This is a genomic window from Pseudonocardia sp. KRD291 (assembly GCF_019263595.1).
Taxonomy (GTDB): domain Bacteria; phylum Actinomycetota; class Actinomycetes; order Mycobacteriales; family Pseudonocardiaceae; genus Pseudonocardia.
The window spans coordinates 1-18570 of the sequence record NZ_JADQDD010000049.1 but is presented as its reverse complement, the minus strand read 5'-3'; the positions used below and the strand labels follow the sequence as shown (position 1 = coordinate 18570).

At 73.1% G+C, this 18570-nt stretch carries 22 protein-coding genes; 7 read left to right on the top strand and 15 right to left on the bottom strand.

The features are described from left to right. Positions 1-143: 143 nt before the first annotated feature. A complete protein-coding gene (locus tag I4I78_RS09785; RefSeq protein WP_218610931.1) occupies positions 144-620 on the bottom strand; it encodes an RDD family protein in 477 nt (158 codons plus the stop codon). Positions 621-783: 163 nt separating this feature from the next. On the opposite strand from I4I78_RS09785, the gene I4I78_RS09780 reads away from it, so the two are divergent. The 3 genes from I4I78_RS09780 to I4I78_RS09770 all read left to right on the top strand — a co-directional run bounded on the left by I4I78_RS09780 (position 784) and on the right by I4I78_RS09770 (position 2839). After that, the gene (locus tag I4I78_RS09780; protein WP_218610930.1) at positions 784-1395 is read left to right on the top strand and encodes a TIGR03086 family metal-binding protein; all 612 of its coding nucleotides are present in this window, start codon (positions 784-786) and stop codon (positions 1393-1395) included. A gap of 212 nt (positions 1396-1607) precedes the next feature. After that, positions 1608-1964 (top strand): hypothetical protein, encoded by a 357-nt coding sequence (locus I4I78_RS09775; RefSeq protein WP_218610929.1) that lies wholly within the window; start codon positions 1608-1610, stop codon positions 1962-1964. Positions 1965-2098: 134 nt separating this feature from the next. Further along, positions 2099-2839 (top strand): AIM24 family protein, encoded by a 741-nt coding sequence (locus I4I78_RS09770; RefSeq protein WP_218610928.1) that lies wholly within the window; start codon positions 2099-2101, stop codon positions 2837-2839. Positions 2840-2844: 5 nt separating this feature from the next. Here I4I78_RS09770 and I4I78_RS09765 read toward each other — a convergent pair whose 3' ends face one another. Further along, on the bottom strand, positions 2845-3588 hold the full coding sequence (locus I4I78_RS09765) for a CPBP family intramembrane glutamic endopeptidase (protein WP_218610927.1): 744 nt from the start codon (positions 3586-3588) through the stop codon (positions 2845-2847). Positions 3589-3764: 176 nt separating this feature from the next. Here I4I78_RS09765 and I4I78_RS09760 point away from each other — a divergent pair, with 176 nt between their 5' ends. From I4I78_RS09760 to I4I78_RS09750, 3 genes are read left to right on the top strand one after another with little or no spacing between them, the layout of a single operon-like run. Continuing rightward, a complete protein-coding gene (locus I4I78_RS09760) occupies positions 3765-4250 on the top strand; it encodes a hypothetical protein (protein WP_218610926.1) in 486 nt (161 codons plus the stop codon). A gap of 56 nt (positions 4251-4306) precedes the next feature. Next, entirely contained in the window at positions 4307-5494 is a 1188-nt protein-coding gene (locus tag I4I78_RS09755) for a histidine kinase (RefSeq protein ID WP_308251998.1), read from the top strand. After that, positions 5491-6096 carry a DNA-binding response regulator gene (locus I4I78_RS09750; protein WP_218610925.1) on the top strand — a complete coding sequence of 202 codons (606 nt, stop codon included), beginning with the start codon at positions 5491-5493 and terminating at the stop codon, positions 6094-6096. The genes I4I78_RS09755 and I4I78_RS09750 overlap by 4 nt, the downstream gene beginning before the upstream one ends. 30 nt (positions 6097-6126) lie before the next feature. Here I4I78_RS09750 and I4I78_RS09745 read toward each other — a convergent pair whose 3' ends face one another. The 6 genes from I4I78_RS09745 to I4I78_RS09720 form a co-directional block, all read right to left on the bottom strand. Further along, the gene (locus tag I4I78_RS09745; protein WP_218610924.1) at positions 6127-6720 is read right to left on the bottom strand and encodes a TetR/AcrR family transcriptional regulator; all 594 of its coding nucleotides are present in this window, start codon (positions 6718-6720) and stop codon (positions 6127-6129) included. A 31-nt stretch (positions 6721-6751) separates the two neighbouring features. Then, positions 6752-7474: an alpha/beta fold hydrolase gene (locus I4I78_RS09740; RefSeq protein ID WP_218610923.1), complete on the bottom strand. Its 723-nt coding sequence runs from the start codon at positions 7472-7474 to the stop codon at positions 6752-6754. Positions 7475-7565: 91 nt separating this feature from the next. After that, on the bottom strand, positions 7566-9203 hold the full coding sequence (locus tag I4I78_RS09735) for a cation acetate symporter (RefSeq protein ID WP_218610922.1): 1638 nt from the start codon (positions 9201-9203) through the stop codon (positions 7566-7568). A gap of 46 nt (positions 9204-9249) precedes the next feature. Continuing rightward, positions 9250-9744 carry a DUF485 domain-containing protein gene (locus I4I78_RS33750; protein ID WP_308251997.1) on the bottom strand — a complete coding sequence of 165 codons (495 nt, stop codon included), beginning with the start codon at positions 9742-9744 and terminating at the stop codon, positions 9250-9252. A gap of 347 nt (positions 9745-10091) precedes the next feature. After that, a complete protein-coding gene (locus tag I4I78_RS09725; RefSeq protein ID WP_226379413.1) occupies positions 10092-10991 on the bottom strand; it encodes a DedA family protein in 900 nt (299 codons plus the stop codon). A gap of 130 nt (positions 10992-11121) precedes the next feature. Further along, on the bottom strand, positions 11122-11997 hold the full coding sequence (locus I4I78_RS09720) for an SDR family oxidoreductase (RefSeq protein ID WP_218610921.1): 876 nt from the start codon (positions 11995-11997) through the stop codon (positions 11122-11124). A gap of 105 nt (positions 11998-12102) precedes the next feature. On the opposite strand from I4I78_RS09720, the gene I4I78_RS09715 reads away from it, so the two are divergent. Then, positions 12103-12714, top strand: a complete 612-nt coding sequence (locus tag I4I78_RS09715; RefSeq protein WP_218610920.1) for a TetR/AcrR family transcriptional regulator — start codon at positions 12103-12105, stop codon at positions 12712-12714. Here I4I78_RS09715 and I4I78_RS09710 read toward each other — a convergent pair. From I4I78_RS09710 to I4I78_RS09680, 7 genes are all read right to left on the bottom strand, one after another. Continuing rightward, complete coding sequence (locus I4I78_RS09710; RefSeq protein ID WP_226379418.1) at positions 12671-13333, bottom strand: FAD-dependent oxidoreductase; 663 nt, start codon at positions 13331-13333, stop codon at positions 12671-12673. The two genes, I4I78_RS09715 and I4I78_RS09710, sit on opposite strands and share 44 nt — an antisense overlap. Continuing rightward, complete coding sequence (locus I4I78_RS09705; protein ID WP_218610919.1) at positions 13330-13980, bottom strand: GPP34 family phosphoprotein; 651 nt, start codon at positions 13978-13980, stop codon at positions 13330-13332. The genes I4I78_RS09710 and I4I78_RS09705 overlap by 4 nt, the downstream gene beginning before the upstream one ends. Before the next feature lie 121 nt (positions 13981-14101). Further along, positions 14102-15100, bottom strand: a complete 999-nt coding sequence (locus I4I78_RS09700) for an ABC transporter substrate-binding protein (protein ID WP_218610918.1) — start codon at positions 15098-15100, stop codon at positions 14102-14104. Continuing rightward, complete coding sequence (locus tag I4I78_RS09695; protein ID WP_218610917.1) at positions 15097-16203, bottom strand: Rrf2 family transcriptional regulator; 1107 nt, start codon at positions 16201-16203, stop codon at positions 15097-15099. The genes I4I78_RS09700 and I4I78_RS09695 overlap by 4 nt, the downstream gene beginning before the upstream one ends. Continuing rightward, complete coding sequence (locus I4I78_RS09690; protein WP_218610916.1) at positions 16200-17315, bottom strand: LLM class flavin-dependent oxidoreductase; 1116 nt, start codon at positions 17313-17315, stop codon at positions 16200-16202. Before I4I78_RS09690 ends, I4I78_RS09695 begins: the two co-directional genes overlap by 4 nt. Positions 17316-17329: 14 nt before the next feature. Then, positions 17330-18073 carry an ABC transporter ATP-binding protein gene (locus I4I78_RS09685; protein ID WP_308251996.1) on the bottom strand — a complete coding sequence of 248 codons (744 nt, stop codon included), beginning with the start codon at positions 18071-18073 and terminating at the stop codon, positions 17330-17332. Continuing rightward, on the bottom strand, positions 18070-18570 hold a 501-nt coding region (locus tag I4I78_RS09680; protein WP_218610914.1), incomplete at its 5' end, for an ABC transporter permease subunit. The genes I4I78_RS09685 and I4I78_RS09680, both read right to left, overlap by 4 nt.

Below are 18570 nucleotides of genomic sequence, written 5' to 3'. Positions count from 1 at the left end.
GCCGGTCGGTCAGGTGGTGGGAGATGGCGAACCACTCCGGGGCGGGGCCGCCGCGCGGTGAACATCGCCGGGCGCCGACGTCGACGGACGATGCCCGCCATCGTCGGAGGCGATGGAGACCGGGCCGATCCCGGCGCGAGGGGTCAGGCGCGCACGACCAGGGTTCCGGCCGCGTGGTCACCGATCCGCTGCCGCCTGCGCGAGCAGAGGATGACGATCCAGCCCACCAGGCCGCCGAGGAGCGTGTCGAGTACCAGGAGCACCGCCCGGCCCGCGTGCTGGCCGACCGAGGGCCGGTCGCCGTCCACGCGGACGATCCGCAGGCCCAGCAGCGCCATCGCAGGCGTGCGGCCGGTGCGGTGGGGGATCACGACGAACACCGCCGCCCACACCAGCACGGTGAGCACGACGGCGACGACGGACGGAAGGCCCGGCTCGGCCGTGAGGTTGTAGAGCTCGGTCAGGCTTCCCGGCACCGACCGGAAGCCGCTCCTGGGAGCGACGGCGTTCGCGAGCAGACCGAGCAGGCCGAGCACCACGCCGGCCAGGAACAGGTCGAGGACGTACTGCACGATGCGCCGGCCCGTGACGCGCGTGTGATCGGTGTCGACGATGGTCATGGGTTCCTTCTTCTTGGAGCCGGCCGCCCCGGGGTTGCCCGGGAGACCACAGCATCGACCCTGCCCGCCGGTGATCGAACCGATCCGACCCGACCGGGGGACGCGGTACCGTCGATCGTGATCGTGGGCCCGCCGGCCGCGGCCGGACCGGACAGGAGACGACGTGCCCTCTCACCCGCTACCTCCGGTGCTCGACGACCTGGCGCGCGTGACCGAAGCGACGACCCCGGAGCAGGACGGGGCACCGACGCCGTGCGGCGGTCTCGACGTGGTGTCGTTGCGCCGTCACCTGCTCGGCGGGTTGGGGTACTTCACCGTCGTGCTGGCCGACCCCGCCGGCGACGAGCGACCGGATCCCCGGGCCTACACCGGCCCCGAGGGGCGTGCGGTCCTCCTCACGACCATCGAGACGCTGTCGGAGACCGTGCGCGCCGCGCTGGCCGACGGGGTCGAGACGGTCCCGGTGCGGGTCCCCGCGCTGGGCGGCACCTTCCTGGGGGACCGCGTCCTGAGCATGCTGCTCGCCGAGACCGTGGTGCACGGCTGGGACCTCGCCCGCGCCACCGGCCAGGTCTGGCGGCCCGACCCGGGGGCCTCGGAGCGGGCACACGCCCTGCTCGCGGAGCAGATCCAGCCGGAGTACCGGGGCGGCGAGGGCATGCCGTTCGCCCCCGAGGTGCCCGTGGACGCGAACGCCCCGGCGCTGGACCGGCTGCTGGCCTTCGCCGGCCGGTCGCCGGGCTGGACGCTGAGCTCGAACGCCGGCCGCGTCTAGGCCGGACGGGCCCGACGACCCCGGCCGAATGACCGAGGGCACTGGTCCCGTAGGGGGAGAGGGCACCGCTACAGATCTCCTCCCGTCCGCCGATGTGGCCGGGCGGGCCGCGCGTGCAGGGTGATGGTCATGAACGAGACGGACGTTGCCACTGCCGGGTGCCGGCACGGCGTCCGGACGGCGTTCATGATCGTCAACCGGAGGAGAGCAGCATGAGCAGGTCGACATCCCGTTCCGTGGGCCGGATCCTCGTTCCCGCGATGAGCGCGGCGGCGATGGTGGGGGTCGTGGCCGTCGGGCCGCTGGCGGCCGTGGCCGGTGCCGAGACGCCGGTCCCGCCGGGTGGCCCGGGCGACGTGAACGGCAACGGCGTGCTGGACTCAAGCGAGCGCCCCGACAACCCCGACCTGCTGCCGCCGCGCCCGGGTTCGCCGGTGCCCCCGGGGAGCCCCGGCGACGTCAACGGCAACGGACTGCTGGACTCCAGTGAGCGCCCGGACAACCCGGACGACGTCAACGGTAACGGGGTGCTGGACTCCAGCGAGACTCCGGACAACCCCGACCTCTGAGCGTCGGCCCCTGACCGCCGGCGCAGTCCCCCGGACGAACCCCACGAGCCCGAGGAGCGGGAACCGACCTGACCGGGCGGTCGTTCCCGGGATGGTGGGTATCCGTACCGGGAGACCAGCAGAGGAGCCAGGAGATGCGTAGCAACCTGTTCGCACCGGAGAACCAGGAGCAGGAGTCGGCGCAGCCGGGTCTGCGGCTGCAGAACTCGAAGATGCTCAAGATCGAGCTCAACGGCGAGGCGATGGCCCGGCAGGGCTCGATGGTGGCCTATCAGGGAGACGTCCGCTTCGAGGCGAAGGGCGCCGGGGGCATCGGGCGGTTCCTCAAGCAGAAGCTGACCGGCGAGGGTGTCCCGCTGATGAAGGTGGTCGGGCGCGGGGACGTGTTCCTCGCCGACGCCGCGTCGGACGTCCACGTCATCGACCTCGAGGGCCCGGACGACTCCTTGACGATCAACGGCAAGAACGTCCTGGCCTTCGAGCCGACGCTGTCCTACGACGTCCAGATGACCTCCGGCGCCGGATCGATGGGCGGCGCGGGACTGTTCAACTGCGTCTTCCGCGGAAAGGGCCGTCTCGCGATCACCGCGAAGGGCGCGCCGGTGGTCCTGAACGTCGACGTGCCGACCTACGCCGACCCGCAGGCGGCGATCGCGTGGTCCGCCGGCCTGCGGGTCGGGATGCACCGCGCGGAGCAGCTCGGGATCAGGACGCTGCTCGGGCGCAGCACCGGCGAGCGGTACACGATGGCCTTCTCCGGGACCGGGTTCGTCATCGTGCAGGCCTCCGAGGAGGTCCCGCTGGACGCGATCGGCGGGACCGGCAGCGGTGAGGAGAGCGGGGTCGGCGGCCTGATCGGGGGGTTCCTGAAGTAGGACCCTCATCCGCCGAGAGCGGGGACCACGACGAACGCGAGCACATTGCTCAGGACGTTGAGGGTCACGTGCACCGCGACACCCGGCCACACCGAGCCACTGCGGCGCCGCAGCTCGCCCGCGACGAGCCCGACGATCACGGCGACCAGGACCGTGGCCGGAGCGAGGTGGATCACCGCGAAGATCAGCGCACTGGCCACCACGCCCACGACGGCGCCGTACCGCAGCAGGGCGGTGGTGAGAACGCCGCGAAACAGCAGCTCCTCGCCGATCGGGGTCAGGACGCCGAGGAACAGGATGGACAGGAGCACGGTCGTGACGCCGGTGGTGGCCGCCGACTGCCAGAGGTCCTGGGCGTTGCCGCCGACACCGGTGAAGGCCACGTAGGCGGCGATCGCCGGGAACTTCAGGGCGAACGCGCCGACACCGCCCGCGAGCCCGACCAGCATCCAACCGCGGCTGGTCCGCCGGACCCCGAAGGCCGTCCAGGACCGGATCCGCACCACAGCGGCGACGGCGAACCCGCCACCGGCGGCGATGGCGGACAACGCGGTCAGGAACAGTCCGAAGGCGACCGGACCGACGTCCGCCGGCGTGATGATCCGCACCGAGACGACGGTGACCACGGCGAGGACTCCGAGCCCGACCGCGATCTCGGTCCATCCGGGCCGTGGCCGTGGCCGCGGCGTTCCCGGCGACGTCGGTGTCACGGTGGCCGGTCGGGCGTCGTCGGCAGGTGAGGGGGACATCGGAGCGCTCCCGGTGGTCGGTGCGAGCGGGCGACCCGGGTCGCCCGGGGCCGGCACGGCGCCGGCCCCGACGATCCTGGGGCTGCGGCGGGCCGGCGGGCTCCGTCGTCCGTCATCCCCGGACCCGTGACAGATCTCAGGGGTCGGTGCGCCGCCCGGGTGCTGTAGTCGTCGTCATGATCAGTGCGCAGAGAACCGGAAGGACGCCGGACCGGTACGTGCTCAGCCGGGAACGCCGGCCGGTCGGCACCGTCACGCTGGGGCGCGGCATGTCCGGCGCCACGCTCGAACTGGGTACGACGGTGTACGAGATCCGGGCCGGCGCCGACCGCGGATCCTACGAGCTGCTGGCCGTCGACCGGGTCGTGATGGCCACGGCCGAGCGGGTGCACCGCAGACACTGGTCGGTGCGGACCGCGGAGGGCACCCACCTGTTCCGGCGCGGCACCTTCGGAACGCTGGAGTCGCTCACCGACGCCGACGGCCGCGGGCTCGGTCGCGTCGCCCGGTCCGGACGGGGCGTCTCCGGCGTGGTCTCCGACGACCTCCCGGGCATGGACGTGGTGGCGCACGCGTTCGTGCTCACGCTGGTGCTGATGCGGCGGCGCAGACGGCGGCGGATCGTGACCAGGACGGCGGCCGTCTCCGCGGCCGCCCGGTGACCGGTCCGCGGACCGGAGGTCCCGATGCCGGTCGCGGCGCGTCTAGTGTGGCCGTCGTGCCCCTGTGGGAACCCGGCGACTTCTCGGCCCGGCGGTGGCCGGAGTGGGAGTTCTGGCGGGACGGGCAGCCCGGTGGCCGCCTCGTCACCCGAGACCGGGTGGTCCGCCTGGGGGTGAACGTCGTCGCCCTGGCCGGGCTGGTCCCGCGGCTGGTCGACATCGCCGAAGGTGACCACGACCCGGTCGTCGCGGCGATCCTCCTCGTCGGGGGCGTCGTCTACGGGGCGGGCTACCTGTTCGCGGCCTGGTCCGGCCCGGCCTGCTCGCACGGTCGCCGGGCCGCGATCGTCGCGGCGCTGATCGTGCTGGCGCTCCTGCCGGCACTGGTGCTGCGGTCCCCGGCGTACATGATCGACTGCACCTACGCCGTCGCCATCGCGTTCATGCTGCTGCCGCTGCGGTACTCGGCGGCGGTCGGCGCGGCGCTCGCCGCGGGCCAGATCGGGTGGATGTGGCTCACCGGCCGCGTCGACCCCGCCGCCGTGGTGACGCTGGTCGGCGTCTCCGCGGTCCTGTGCACGGTCTTCGCCCTGCTGTTCACGATCGGGCATCTGCGGGCCGCCCGCGAACAGGTGCGCCGCCTCGCCGTGGTCGAGGAACGGGAGCGCGTGGCGCGGGACCTGCACGACATCCTCGGGCACAGCCTCTCGACGATGACCGTCAAGGCGGGCCTGGCACGCCGGCTGCTGGAGTCCGCGGGTGATGTCGCGCGGGCCACCGTCGAGGTGCGTGAGGTCGAGGACCTCTCCCGGGAGGCGCTGTCGGACGTGCGCGCCACGGTGTCGGGTTACCGCACCGTCACCCTGTCCACCGAGATCGCCGGGGCGCGGGTGGCCCTGGTGGCGTCCGGTATCCGGGCGGATCTGCCGGTGGCGGTCGACGACGTCGCACCCGAGCTGCGGGAGGTGTTCGGCTACGTCGTGCGGGAGGCGGTCACCAACGTCATCCGGCACTCCGGAGCCACGAGCTGCCGCATCCGGATCGGCCGGGACCGGGTCACGATCATCGACGACGGCGGCAACGCCGACGAGGGCGCATCCCGGCCACAGGGCAACGGGCTGTCGGGTCTGGCCGAGCGTCTCGCGACGGTGTCGGGGAACCTCTACCACGGACCGCTTCCCGGAGGAGGGTTCCGGGTGGCAGCCCGCGCGCCGTCGCCGGATCTGTCCGGCCTGCAGCGATGATCCGTGTCCTGATCGCCGACGACCAGGCGTTGGTACGCGGCGCGCTCGCCTCGCTGCTGCGGCTGGAGCGCGACATCGAGGTGGTCGCCGAGGTGGGGTCGGGGACCGACGTGGCCGAGGCCGCGGACCGTACCGCGCCCGACGTCGCGCTGCTCGACGTGCAGATGCCCGGGCCCGACGGCCTCACGGTGGCCGCCGACCTGCACCGGCGGCTGCCGTCCTGCCGTGTCCTCGTCTGCACCACCTTCGCCCGGCCCGGATACCTGGCCCGGGCCATGGCTGCGGGCGCGGCCGGGTTCGTGGTCAAGGACTCCACGCCCGAGGCTCTCGTCGACGCGGTCCGCCGGGTACACGCCGGGCTCCGGGTGATCGATCCGGTGGTGGCCGCGGAGTCCGTGACCACCGGCGCGAACCCGCTCACCGAACGTGAACGCGACGTGCTGCGCGCGGCCGCCGACGGCGGCACCGTGGCCGACGTCGCCCGTTCGGTGCACCTGTCGTCGGGCACCGTGCGCAACCACCTGTCGGCCGCGATGGCCAAGACCGGCGCACGGACCAGGGCGGAGGCGAGCCGGCTGGCCGAGGGAAACGGCTGGTTGTGAGCGCGAGCTCGGCCGACGCCGACGGGCAGCTCAGCCCGACGTCACCGGGGGTGACGCCAGTCCCGCGACGAGGAGCCCGACCATGCGTCGGGTGTCGTACTCGACCGCACGGCTCGCCGCTGCACAGAGGCCGCCGACGGCGAGCATGATCTCGGTGGGGGAGTGCCCCGGCCGGATCTCGCCGGAGGCGACCGCGGCGTCGAGGAGCTGCGCGCAGACCGGTTCGAGCTGCTCCTGGAAGTAGGCGTGCAGCGGGTCGTAGCAGGGGTCCTCGGACTGCAGTACCCCCGCCAGGCCCTGTTTGGTCACCACGAAGTCGACGAACTGGTCGATCCACCGGGCCAGCGCGGCGTGCGGCGACGCCGAGGTCACCGAGAACGTCCGGCCGGCTTCCACGAGCTGCCGCACCTGGTGCCGGTAGAGCGCGAGGATCAGGTCCGCGCGTGTCGGGAAGTGGCGGCCGATGGTGGCCGTCCCGACGCCGGCCTGTGCCGCGATGTCGCGGATGGGTGCGTCGACGCCCGAGGCGCCGAAGACGTCCGCGGCCGCGGCGAGGATCGTGGCCTCGTTGCGGCGCGCGTCCGCCCGCTTGGGTGGTGCGCCGCCTCCGGCCGGCTCGGTCATGGGCACATCCTAGGCGGCCCGGAGCGGCCGCTCAGTGCAGCTCGCGCAGGAGGTCGGCGAGCTCGTCCGGCATGGTGATCATGCAGTCGTGGGTCGTCGGCAGCTCGAGCACGTGCGCCGGCTCGCCGTTGGGCTGCACCGGCCCGACCGGCCTCGCCTCGAAGCCCTCCGGACGCACGGTGCAGTGGATGTGGGTGCGCGGGATGCGCTCGGTCGCGGGGTTGTCCAGCTGCACGGGCTGCTGCAGGCACAGCACGGACTGGTCGGACACCATCGTGCGCAGCCACGCGAGGTCGGCCGGGTCGGTCACGCCGAACAGCCCCATCGGGGGCGGCGCCTCCGGCATCGGCGGGACCCGCCATCCGCTGCCCGAGGCCAGCGCTGCGTCGATCAGCGCCGTGGTGATCGGCATGACGTCGGCTGCGGTCTCCCCGTGCACCGGCACCATGGCGTCGAGGTAGACCAGCCGTGCGATCCGGTCCGGGACACGGTTGGCCACCGAGGATATGACCAGCCCCGAGTAGCTGTGCCCGACCAGGACCACCTCGCTCAGATCCTCGTCGACGAGGAGCCCGGCGACGTCCTGCACGTGGGTGTCCAGGCCCACCTCGGGACCGAGCAGGTGCCGGGTCTCGCCGTAGCCGGTCAGCGTCGGGGTGAGCACCCGGCTGCCTGACGACGCGAGGCGCGGGACGACCCGTGCCCAGCTCTGACCACTGTGCCAGGCCCCGTGGACCAGGACGTACGTCGTCATCGTTCCCACCTCGCGTGCGCCGCCCGACCGCCCGTACGGCGAAACGGTACGTTGTCCCGGAAAATACGGGACGCTGTCCCGATTATCAAGGTCAACGCCGGGGCACGGCCCTCCGGGCGTCGGCCGCGCCGGGCCGGATCCCGGTGAGGGACCGGACCTCCATCTCCCTGGCCTGGTGTACGTCGGCGCGTTCCCGGCCCCAGACCGTCGCGAGGTACCCGCACAGGAACGACACCGGGATGGACACGAGCCCGGGGTTGGTCAGCGGGAACCAGGCGAGGTCCACGCCCGGGAAGATCGAGGTCGGCGTGCCCGAGACGGTGCTGGAGAACAGGATCAGCACCACCGACGTGCCCAGTCCGCTGTAGATGCTCCAGAGTGCACCGGTGGTGGTGAACCGGCGCCAGTACAGCGCGTAGACGATCGTCGACAGGTTCGCCGACGCCGCGATGGCCAGCGCCAGCGCCACCAGGAACGCGACGTTCTGTCCCCGGGCGAGCACGCCCCCGGCGATCGCCACCACGCCGACGAGGGCGGCGGTCCGGCGCGCCACCCGGATCTCGGCGTCGGGTTCGGCGTCGCCCTTACGGATGATGTTCGCGTAGACGTCGTGGGCGAACGACACCGACGCCGACAGCGTGAGGCCGGCGACCACCGCGAGGATCGTGGCGAACGCGACCGCCGAGACGATGCCGAGGACCACCGTGCCGCCGATGGCGTAGGCGAGCAGCGGGGCCGCCGAGTTGACCCCGCCCGGTGCTTCCATGATCGAGTCGGTGCCGACGATGACGGCCGCACCGAAGCCGACCACCAGGATCGCCAGGTAGAACACGACCATCAGCCAGGAGCACCAGACCACCGACCGCCGGGCCTCCCGCGCGTCCGGGACGGTGTAGAAGCGCATCAGCACGTGCGGCAGGCTCGAGATGCCCAGCACCAGGGCCAGGCCGAGCGAGACGAAGTCGAGCCGGTTGAGCACCCCGCCGCCGTACCAGGCCCCGGGTGCGAGCAGGTCCGGCCCGAGCGGGCTGTTGCCGGTGGCCCGGTCCAGCAGGGTGGAGAAGCTGAAGCCGAGCCTGCCGAGCAGGAACGCGGCCAGCAGGACCACGCACACCAGCAGCAGCACGGCCTTGATGATCTGTACCCAGGTGGTGCCGCGCATCCCGCCGACCAGCACGTAGAACACCATGACCACGCCGACCAGGACCACGAGCAGGGACTGCCCGGTGGAGCTGCGCACTCCGAGCAGCAGCGCGACCAGCCCGCCGGCCCCGGCCATCTGGGCGATCATGTAGAACAGCGAGATCACCAGCGTGGACACGGCCGCCGCGGCGCGGACCGGGCGCTGGCGCATCCGGTAGGCCATCACGTCGCCCATCGTGAAGCGGCCGGTGTTGCGCAGGCCCTCGCCGATCAGCAGCAGGGCGACGAGCCAGGCCACGACCCAGCTCACCGAGTAGACGAACCCGTCGTAGCCGTAGACGGCGATGGCGCCGGAGATGCCGAGGAACGACGCGGCGGAGAGGAAGTCCCCGGACATCGCCACGCCGTTCTGTGCGCCGGTGAACCCGCCGCCCGCGGCGTAGTAGTCCGAGGTCGTGCGGTTGCGGTGGCCCGCCTGGTAGACCACGAACAGGGTGACGGCGACGAAGCCCAGGAACACCAGCAGGTTCAGCAGCGGGCTGCCCACCGACGGCGTCGCCGCCGCCGTGACGAGGTATCGGCTCATGGTCCTTCCAGGGCGTCGCGATCGGGGAACGGTCCGGGCAGCGGGCTCACCGGGCGGCCCGGGGGCCCTGCGGGTCGTAGACCCGTCGCAGGGCGTCCACGGCGGGATCGATCCGCCTGCGGGCGAAGCGCTGGTAAACGGTCACGATCACCACGGTCGACACGAACTGCGAGAGCCCGAGCAGCATGCCGAGGTTGACCGAGCCGAGCACCGGGGTGCGCATCAGGTCCGGGGCGAACGCCGAGAGCAGGACGAACAGCAGGTACCAGAGAAGGAACAGCGCGGTCGTCCGGAATGCGAACCGGAGCTTGCGGTGCCGCAGTTCCTGGAACTCTCGGCTCACGTGGATCGCGACGATGTCGGGGCCGGCGGGCCGTCGGTCGTCGACCTGGGCCTCGAAGATCTCGGTGTCGACGTGGGCGTCGAAGACCTCGGTGACCGCGGTCCCGTCCGGGTCCCGGCGACGTGCGCGGGGCCCACCGGGTACGGCCGAGCGGGAGTCGCCGCCGACGTCGAAGGCGGGGCGGTCGTGCGGGTTCACGTGCGACCGCCGCCGACGGCTGGTCACCGCCTGCACCCGGGCGCCGTACCGGAACGGGCGCCGGAATCGGCCGATGCATCATCAGTGACGGTGTCGTCGCTCCGTGTCCACATACGCGAGAATGCCTCCGGCGAGAAGACGAAATATGTCGTCGGGTAACTGGTCGACGACGCACCGCAACGGTGGCGAATCCGACGTCAGCGGCACCGTACCAGCGGGTAGAAACTGATCCCGCCGGTATGTGTGGACGTCGTGAGAAACGGTGGCCGTCGCGCCGGAATTGTTCCTTTCGGAGCGAAGCCGCAGGGAATGCGCTCTCCGTATGCGCATAGTTGCAATCTGTCAGGTCAGGCCGAACCGCTCGCCTTCAGGGCCTTCTTCTCCTTGTCCTCCCGGTAGCCGCGGTAACCGGCCCGGACCGACACCACGGCGACCAGCGCCAGCGTGATCCACAGCGCGTAGTCGTCGATCAGCAGCACGACGTCGACCGCGTTCTGCCCGACCCCGTAGCCGAGTCCCGCGACCAGCCCGGCGATCAGCGCGGCGCCGATCGCGTCGAAGAGCAGGAACGGGATCAGGCGCATCCCGGCGAGCCCGGCGACGGCGAACACCGCCGGAGCGGGGATCCCGGGCAGTGCCGCCAGCATGACCACCAGCGGCATGGCCCACGACGGCCACGACCGGACCCGCGCCACGAACCGCTTCGCGAAGTCACCGGGGGCGAACAGCTCGATGATCTTCTCGCCCCACCGCCGTCCGGCCAGCCAGAACAGCCAGTCGAACTTGATCATCCCGAACACGCCCGCGGCGACCACCAGCCACAGCTGGCCCTCGCCGATCCGGGCGAACGCGGCGCCCGCACCGATCGCGGAGAGGCTGCCGGTGACGGCGCTGAGCGCGACCGGGTGCGACGCCAGCAGGAACGGCCGCACCGGCATCGAGGCCACCATCACGGCTATGACGCCGAGCGTGGAGAAGACCAGCACCTTGTCCCCGCGCGACATCGGGTGGTCCCACGGCATCGCGTCCCGCCAGGTCTGCTTGGCCTCCTCGAGCTCCTCCGGCGAGTAGTCCTTGCTCCGCCAGCGCAACCCCTTGGGCTTGCGCCGACCGACGTCCGGCGATGCCGCCGTGCCGGTGCCCGCGGACCCCTCGACCGCGGACCCCTCGACACGGGGGATCTCGGCCGTCTCGGGCTCCGACCCTCCCGGCTGCTCCCGGCCTGTCCCGGTGTTCGCCCCAGTCATCGCTGCGTCCCCTCCTCCGGCCGCCGTTGCACGGCGCCACACGAACGGCGTCGGATCACGCCCTGGAAGAGAAGTCGACACCATGCCGTAACGGCATGGTCAAGGCCGTTCCACCGATCGGTCGTGCAGGTCACGCCGCGAGGTAGTGGCCCTTCTCGATGTCGGCGATGAGGCCGGGGTGCTCGGGGGCCCAGTCCAGCAGGCGCCGGGTGCTGTCGCCGGACATGGGGTTGTCCAGGGACAGGATGAAGGCTCCGAACGGCCCGAAGTGCTCCTCGGCTTGTGCGGCCGCGATGCCCGTGACGGGCAGGTCGAGGCCGCGGCCGATGGCCTCGGCGATCTCGCGGATCCGGATGCCGTCCTCGGCCGCGGCGGGCAGCTGCGACCCGGCAGGCGCCTGCTCGAGCGCGAGCCGGAACAGCCGCGCCAGGTCGAGCGTGTGCACGGCGGGCCAGCGGTTCGCACCGTCGTCGACGTAGCCGGACACGCCCGTCCGGCGGGCGATGTCGACGAGCGTCGGGACGAACCCGGACCGGTCGAGGTCACTGTGCACGACCTGCGGGACGCCCACGAGCACCGAGCGGACGCCGCTCTCCGACAACGCGGCGAGTGCCTCGGCGACCGCGATCCGTGGGTGCCCGGCGACCGCCTCGAGGCGGTCGGCACCGAGGCCGATGCCGACGAAGGGCTTCCCCGTGCCGGCCATCGCCTCACCCAGGGCCCGCACGACGACGAGATCGCCGTCGGCCGCGCCCGCAAGATCGCCGGCCCGCATGGCCTCGTGGTCGAAGGCGAGGTGGACGACGCCGTCCGCCTCCGCCGCCGCCGCGCGCAGGCCGTCGAGGTCGGTGAGGTCACCGCGGCGCGCCTCGGCGCCGAGAGCCTCGACCGCGGCGGCCGAGGAGTCGGAACGGGCGAGGCCGAGGACCTCGTGTCCGCCGGAGAGCAGTTCGGGGACGACGGCCGATCCGATGTGACCGCTGGCGCCGGTGACGAAGACACGCATTCGTAGCTCCCTGTCGTGGGTGCTCGCCGAGGCGGGCAGTGATGAGACTTGGTCACATGACCGTACACCGAAGACGAGACTGCGTCTCATCACTAAGGTGTGGTCATGGGTCGCTGGGAACCGAACGCCAGGTTGCGTCTGGTGCGCGCGGCGATCGACCTGTTCGCCGAGCAGGGCTACGGCTCCACGACCGTCCCCGAGATCGCCGAACGGGCCGCACTGACCAGGGCCACCTTCTTCCGCCACTTCCCGGACAAGCGGGAGGTGCTCTTCGCCGGTCAGCAGGTGCACACCGCGCTGCTCGCCGACGGCATCGCCGCGGCGCCGCGCACGGCGACCCCCGTCGAGGCGGTTGCCGGGGCTCTCGATGCCCTGACCAGCACGTTCACCCCCGACCAGCGGGAGTTCGGGCCCCGCTTGAGGGCGGTCATCGCCGGCACTCCGGAGCTGCAGGAGCGGGCGGCGTTCAAGCGGGCCGGTCTCGCCGCCGCCACGGCCGCGGCGCTGCGCGAGCGCGGAGTCCCGGACGCGGCCGCATGCCTGGCCGCGGAGATGGGGGTCCACGCCTTCTACCGGGCCTTCGACCGGTGGCTCGAGGCGCCGTACCGGGAGACGTTCCCCGCGCTCGCCCGGCACGCGCTCGACGAGCTGCACGCGGCCGCCGCGGCGCTCGTCAGCGGGCCGCCGAGCGCAGGACCCGGACGACCTGCTCCTTGACCACCACCGCGAGCCGGCCACGCACCACGCGGTCGCCGGGTGAGTCGTCGCCACGCACCATCTGGACGAGCCCGTCGCGGCGGCCCAGGCTCAGGACCTGCGCCCGGTAGCGGAACCGCAGAGGTCCGGGCGTCCCGCCGCCCAGCTCGGCGGCGGCGTTGCGCCCCGCCCTGGTGCCGACCGGGAGCGCCGTGGCGCGGGCCATCCGCAGCAAGCCCGCCTGCCTCGACCAGGCTCCGGCGGCGTCGCCCGCGGCGTAGACGTCCGGGTGCGAGACCGACCGCAGGTACTCGTCGACCGCGATCCGGCCGTCCGCGCCGAGCGTGAGCCCGGCGCGGGCTGCGAGCTCGGTGTTCGGCCTCAGGGACGCGGTCCACATCACGGCGTCGGCGTCGATGTCCGCCGGTGCCACCACCGCCGATCCCTCGCGGAGCTCGACGCCGAGCCGACGGAACACCTCGCGCACGTGCGAGCGGGCCTTCTCCGAGAGCGAGGGCCCGACCGTGCCCGCGGTCGCCAGTGCCACCTGCCAGTCGGTCTGCTCGGCCAGCTCGGCCGCGGTCTCGATCCCGGTCGCGCCACCGCCGACGACGACGATCCTCCCGGGCGCGGGCGTCAGGACGCGGCGGCGGATCGGCGTGCGGCGACGGACCAGAGAACGGCCTTGCGCAGTGCGGGAAGCGTCTCGTCGAGGTGCGCGGTGAGGGCCCGAAGAGCGGCCTTGTTCTCACGGCGCCGGCGCGGGGTGAGAACGGTGCGGACGTCACCGTCGACGCAGAACACGGCCAGGGCCGCGTCCTCGATCGGCACCGTGTGCGGGGCGTGGCCCCCGGTCACGGTGTCCCGGACCCGGTCCTGCAGGTCGCGCACCAGGGTGGGGTCGGCGCCGGAGACGCGGCGCAGCGGGATCAGACCCAGGATCCGGCGGCGGGCGACGGTGATCGTGCCGTCGTCGGCGAGCTGGTCGCGGACGGTGGCCTCGGCGGTGTGCCACTGCTTCTCGACGGCGGTGAACCAGTGCCGCGGCCGGGTGGGGGAGACCGACTCCAGCACCTCGGCGAGGAACGGGTCGGTGGGATGCGCCGCTGCCGTCCGGGTGCGTTCGGCCCGGCCGTCGCGGTCGCGCAGGTGACCCTCGATGGCGAGCTGGGCGAGCGCGGCCCCGCGCATGAGCGTGCCCCGCGCGAGGACGCTGGCGGACTCGAGCCGGTCCCGTTCGGGCTTGTAGCAGAGCAGGTACATCCGGCGCGGCAGCGACGGTTCCATGATCGTCTCCTTGTCGACGGCGGATAGGGCGACAGGACCCAGCTGACACCGTGCCGCTACGGCATGGTCAAGCGCCGACGTGTGGCGTCGCCACGAGGAGGTGCGGACGGGCCGCTCGCCCTCACCCGGTCCGCAGCGGTTGGACCCGGTCGGAGACGGTGACGGGCCGGCGGAGCACCCCGAAGGAACGGAGGTTGTCGGCGACGGTCTGCAGCTCGCCGACCACCTGCGGGGTGAGGTCGACGCCCTGCCGTTCGGCGCGCCGGGCGACGATGCCGGCGACCTCGGGCGACCGTTTGGTGAGCTGGGCGTAGAGCGCGGTGTTCTTGTCGGGGTTGGCCCGGGCCCAGTCCATGGCCCGGTTGTAGCGGCCGACGAAGTCGGCCATGGCAGCCCGCTTGTCGGGGTCGGCGAGGGAGTCGGCGTTCGCGTCGAGAAAGCTCAGGCCGGGGGAGAGGCCTGCGTTGTCGCGGATGATGCGCGCGCCGCTGTCCTGCTGCGCGACGGCGGTGTAGGGGTCCCACGTCGACCAGGCGTCGATCGCGCCCGAGCGCAGCGCGGCGGCCGCGTCGACCGGTTGCAGGAAGCTGATCCCGACGTCGGTCGGCGGGATCCCGGCCTGCTTGAGCGCCTGCAGCAGCAGGTAGTGCCCGATGCTGCCCTGCGTGGTGGGGGAGACCCGCTTGCCGCGCAGGTCGGCCGCGGTGCGGATCGGGGAGTCGGCCGGCACGACGATCGCCAGGCCGCCCGCGGCGGGTGACCGGGTGGCGGCGACGATCGACAGGTTGTCGCTGGCGGCCAGCGCGTTCAGGGTCGGGGCGTCGCCGGCGATGCCGATGTCGACCGCCTCGCCGCGCAGGGCCTCGAGCAGCGGGGCCGCGGCCGGGAACTGCGAGAACTGCACCGTGTAGGGGGTCCCGGCCAGGACTCCCGATGCCTCGAGCAGCGCCTGCTGCTGTCCGGCCTGGTCACCGAAGTTCAGCGTCACCCCGGCCGGGTCGCCCGGCCCGGTGTCGCCGGACTGGCCGGAGCAGGCGGTGGCCACCAGGGCCAGCGCCGCGACGAGTGCCGCGGTCAGCCGTCGGCGGACGGTCGTGGCGGGGCGCGACGGGCCGGTCACGAGGTCACCGCCGGCAGCTCGGAGCGGAGCCCGGAGTGCAGGTCGGCGACGGAGTGGTGGCGCAGGAACTCGTCCACCGTGTCGCCGAGCCGCTGCCAGAGCCACGAGTCCGCGTCGGCCGAGTGCAGCGATGTGATCTCGCCCTCGACGGCGCGGACGACGTCGGCGACGGTCGTCTCGCCGGCCGGGCGAGTCAGCCAGTACCCGCCCTCGCATCCGCGCCGGCTGTGCACCAACCCGGCCTTGCGCAACTCCACCATGAGGTTGACCAGGGAGTTCAACGGGATACCGCGGGAGCGCGCGATCGTCTCGCACCGCATCGGCTCGTGGTCGGCCGAGGGGAGCTCGGCGATCGCCCGCAGCGCGTAGTCGAGCCGGGCCGAGACGTGCAGCGGGCCGGACCGCCTGCTGCGGGTCGATCGCGGGGCCGGCCGGGGCGCGTCGTCGCGGAGCACGGCGCCCTTGCCGATCTCCTCGACGAACAGCACCAGCCGGGCGGCGACGCTGCGGTGGAACTGGTCGTTGAGGACGTCGTGCAGGCCGCCGGCGACCACCCCGAGTGTGGCCTGCGGCGACTGCCCGGCGAGCAGCCGCACCGGTCCGATCGGGGCGACCTGGTCGGCATCCCCGTGCAGCAGCAGGATCGGCAGGTCGGGCAGCTGGGACGGCGGGTCGTCGACGTCGGCTCCGAGCTGTCCCCAGGAGAACTGCGGGTCCGCGCCGAGCCGGGCACGGTGCACTGGGCACGCGGTCCGCAGGGCCAGCTCGGCCTCGGGCCCCCCGGGCACGGTCACGGCCCCGTGCTCCAGCGGGAGCCCGGCCAGGACGAGCGCGTCCGGGGCCGGCGTGGTCTGCGCCGCGACCGACCAGGCGCGCACGGCGCCGTCGTCGGAGCCGAGCAGGATGCGGGTGCCCTCGGGGTGCGCCCCGAACAGCGCCGCGACCCCGGCGCCGTCGGCTCCGCGCCGGGCCGCGACGACGGTGTAGCCGTCGGCGGCGAGACGCTGCCCGAGCCGCTCGTAGACGCCGGGGTGTTCGCCGCGGCCCGGGAGCACGACGACGGTGCCGCGCGAGGCGGCCGGTGGGGTCCAGGTCGTGGTCATGCGCGCGCTCCGGCCGGTTCGGGCGCCGAGCGGCGGGCCAGCTCGCCGCGCACCAGGGGCAGCAGCTCGCGGCCGTAGTCGGCGGCGTCGTCGAGGGGGTCGTAACCCCGGATGAGCAGCGTGGTCACGCCGATGTCGACGTAGTCGAGCAGCGCAGCGGCCACCGTCTCCGGGGTGCCGACGAGCGCGGTGGAGTTGCCGGCCGCGCCGGATGCGGCGGCCGTCGGCGTCCACAGCGCCCGGTCGTGGAGCTCGCCCCGCTCGGCCGCGGCGAGCAACCGCTGCGATCCGACGTTCGGCGGCGGGCCGGAGTGCATCTTCTTGCCGGTGAACGAGCCGGCGCCACCCTTGGCGGCCACGATCCGGTCGAGGACGCGGTGCGCGCGCTCCCACGCCTTCTCCTCGGTGGCGCCGAGGATCGGCCGGAACGACACGCTGATCCCGGGCGGCGCCGCCCGGCCGGCGGCGACGGCGGCCTCGCGCACGGCGGCGATCTGCTCGGCCGTCTCGGCCAGCGGCTCGCCCCACAGCGCGAACACGTCGGCGTGCCGACCGCCGACCCGGTAGGCCGCGGCCGAAGAACCTCCGAAGTAGACCGGGATGCGCGGGTTCTGCACCGGGCGGACGGCGGCGTCGACGTCCTGGACCCGGTAGTACGTGCCGTCGTGGTCGAACGGTGCCTCGGCGGTCCAGGTGCGCTTGACGACCTCGAGGTACTCGTCGGTGCGGGCGTAGCGCGCCTCCTTGTCCAGGTGGTCCCCGTCGCGGCGCTGTTCGGCGTCGTTGCCGCCGCTGATGACGTGCATCGCGACCCGGCCGGAGGAGAAGTGGTCCAGCGTGGCGTAGGCGCGGGCGGCCAGGGTCGGCGCCATGAAGCCGGGCCGGTGGGCCACCAGGAAGCCGAGCCGGTCGCTGTGCGCGGCGCCGTACGCGGCGACCTGCAGGCCGTCGGCGGTGCTCGAGCTGTGCCCGACGAGCACCCTGTCGAACCCGGCCTCCTCGTGGGCGGCGACGAAATGGCGGACGAACGCGGGGTCGACGGCCGGGCCGGTGGGCGGATGGATCTCCGAGACGTGCTGGGTCCCGATCATGCCGATGAACTCGACGGACACGGTGTTCTCCTCTGTCATCGGTGCACCCCGAGACGGGCGAGCAGGTCGGTGCGCAGCGCGCTGAGCTGTGGGTCGGCGACGTCGCGTGGCCGGTCGACGGTCACCGCGGTGTCGTGGGCGATGCGGCCCCCGTCCATCACCAGGACGCGGTCGGCGAGGACCAGGGCCTCCTCGACGTCGTGGGTCACCAGCAGCACGGCGCAGCCGTGGCGCTGCCAGAGCTGCTCGACCAGGGCGCGGGCCTGCAGGCGGGTGAGCGCGTCCAGGGCCGAGAACGGCTCGTCGAGCAGCAGCAGGTCGGGTTCGCGGACCAGGGAGCGGGCGAGCGCCACGCGCTGCGCCTCGCCGCCGGAGAGGACCTTCGGCCACACGTCCACGTGGTGCGAGAGCCCCACCTCGGCCAGCGCGGACTCGGCCACCGCCCGGTCCGGGCGGCCGGGCAGCCCGAGGACGACGTTGCGCCAGACCCGCTTCCACGGCATCAGCCGCGGCGCCTGGAAACCCACCGAGCGCGCCCGGGCGACCTCGACCGAGCCCTCGATGTCGCGGTCGAGCCCGGCCAGCACCCGCAGCAGGGTGCTCTTGCCGCAACCGCTCGCGCCGAGCAGCGCCACGAACTCGCCGGGCTCGACGTCGAGGTCCAGACCATCGATCACCGGTGGCCGGTCGTCGAACTGCCGGGTGAGCCCGGAGACCTGCACGGGGCGCCCGGTCGACGGGCCGGCCGGGGCCGACGGCCCCTCGGTCGTGGCGCTCACGCGCCGCTGAATGCCGGTCGCCATGCCAGCAGTCCCTTCTCGAGTCCACGGACCAGGAGGTCGGCGATGAGCCCGAGCAGCGCGTAGAGCACCAGGCACACGACGATGACGTCGGTCTGGAAGTACTCGCGGGCGGTGTTCATCTCGTAGCCGATGCCGGACGTGGTGTTGATCGTCTCGCCGAACACCAGGGCCAGCCACGCGGTGCCCAGTGCGTACCGCAGCCCGACCAGTGCGTTCGGCAGCGCGGCCGGCAGGATCACGTGCCGGACCTGCCCGAACCAGCCCAGTCCGAGCGTGCGGGAGGCCTCGACCAGGTTCGCGTCGACGTTGCGGATGCCGCCGAAGATGTTCATGTAGAGCGGGAACGTGACGGCCAGCGCGATCAGCACGATCTTCGGTTCCTCGCCGATGCCGAACCACACGATCAGCAGCGGGATCAGCCCGATCACCGGCACCGTGCGCAGCATCTGCACGGGGCCGTCGAGGATGTCCTC

Coding starts and splice junctions, on each gene's coding strand:
- I4I78_RS09785 (WP_218610931.1), bottom strand. CDS start 620: ATGACCATCGTCGACACCGATCACACGCGCGTCACGGGCCGGCGCATC.
- I4I78_RS09775 (WP_218610929.1), top strand. CDS start 1,608: ATGAGCAGGTCGACATCCCGTTCCGTGGGCCGGATCCTCGTTCCCGCG.
- I4I78_RS09770 (WP_218610928.1), top strand. CDS start 2,099: ATGCGTAGCAACCTGTTCGCACCGGAGAACCAGGAGCAGGAGTCGGCG.
- I4I78_RS09765 (WP_218610927.1), bottom strand. CDS start 3,588: ATGTCCCCCTCACCTGCCGACGACGCCCGACCGGCCACCGTGACACCG.
- I4I78_RS09760 (WP_218610926.1), top strand. CDS start 3,765: ATGATCAGTGCGCAGAGAACCGGAAGGACGCCGGACCGGTACGTGCTC.
- I4I78_RS09750 (WP_218610925.1), top strand. CDS start 5,491: ATGATCCGTGTCCTGATCGCCGACGACCAGGCGTTGGTACGCGGCGCG.
- I4I78_RS09745 (WP_218610924.1), bottom strand. CDS start 6,720: ATGACCGAGCCGGCCGGAGGCGGCGCACCACCCAAGCGGGCGGACGCG.
- I4I78_RS09740 (WP_218610923.1), bottom strand. CDS start 7,474: ATGACGACGTACGTCCTGGTCCACGGGGCCTGGCACAGTGGTCAGAGC.
- I4I78_RS09735 (WP_218610922.1), bottom strand. CDS start 9,203: ATGAGCCGATACCTCGTCACGGCGGCGGCGACGCCGTCGGTGGGCAGC.
- I4I78_RS09725 (WP_226379413.1), bottom strand. CDS start 10,991: ATGACTGGGGCGAACACCGGGACAGGCCGGGAGCAGCCGGGAGGGTCG.
- I4I78_RS09720 (WP_218610921.1), bottom strand. CDS start 11,997: ATGCGTGTCTTCGTCACCGGCGCCAGCGGTCACATCGGATCGGCCGTC.
- I4I78_RS09715 (WP_218610920.1), top strand. CDS start 12,103: ATGGGTCGCTGGGAACCGAACGCCAGGTTGCGTCTGGTGCGCGCGGCG.
- I4I78_RS09705 (WP_218610919.1), bottom strand. CDS start 13,980: ATGGAACCGTCGCTGCCGCGCCGGATGTACCTGCTCTGCTACAAGCCC.
- I4I78_RS09695 (WP_218610917.1), bottom strand. CDS start 16,203: ATGACCACGACCTGGACCCCACCGGCCGCCTCGCGCGGCACCGTCGTC.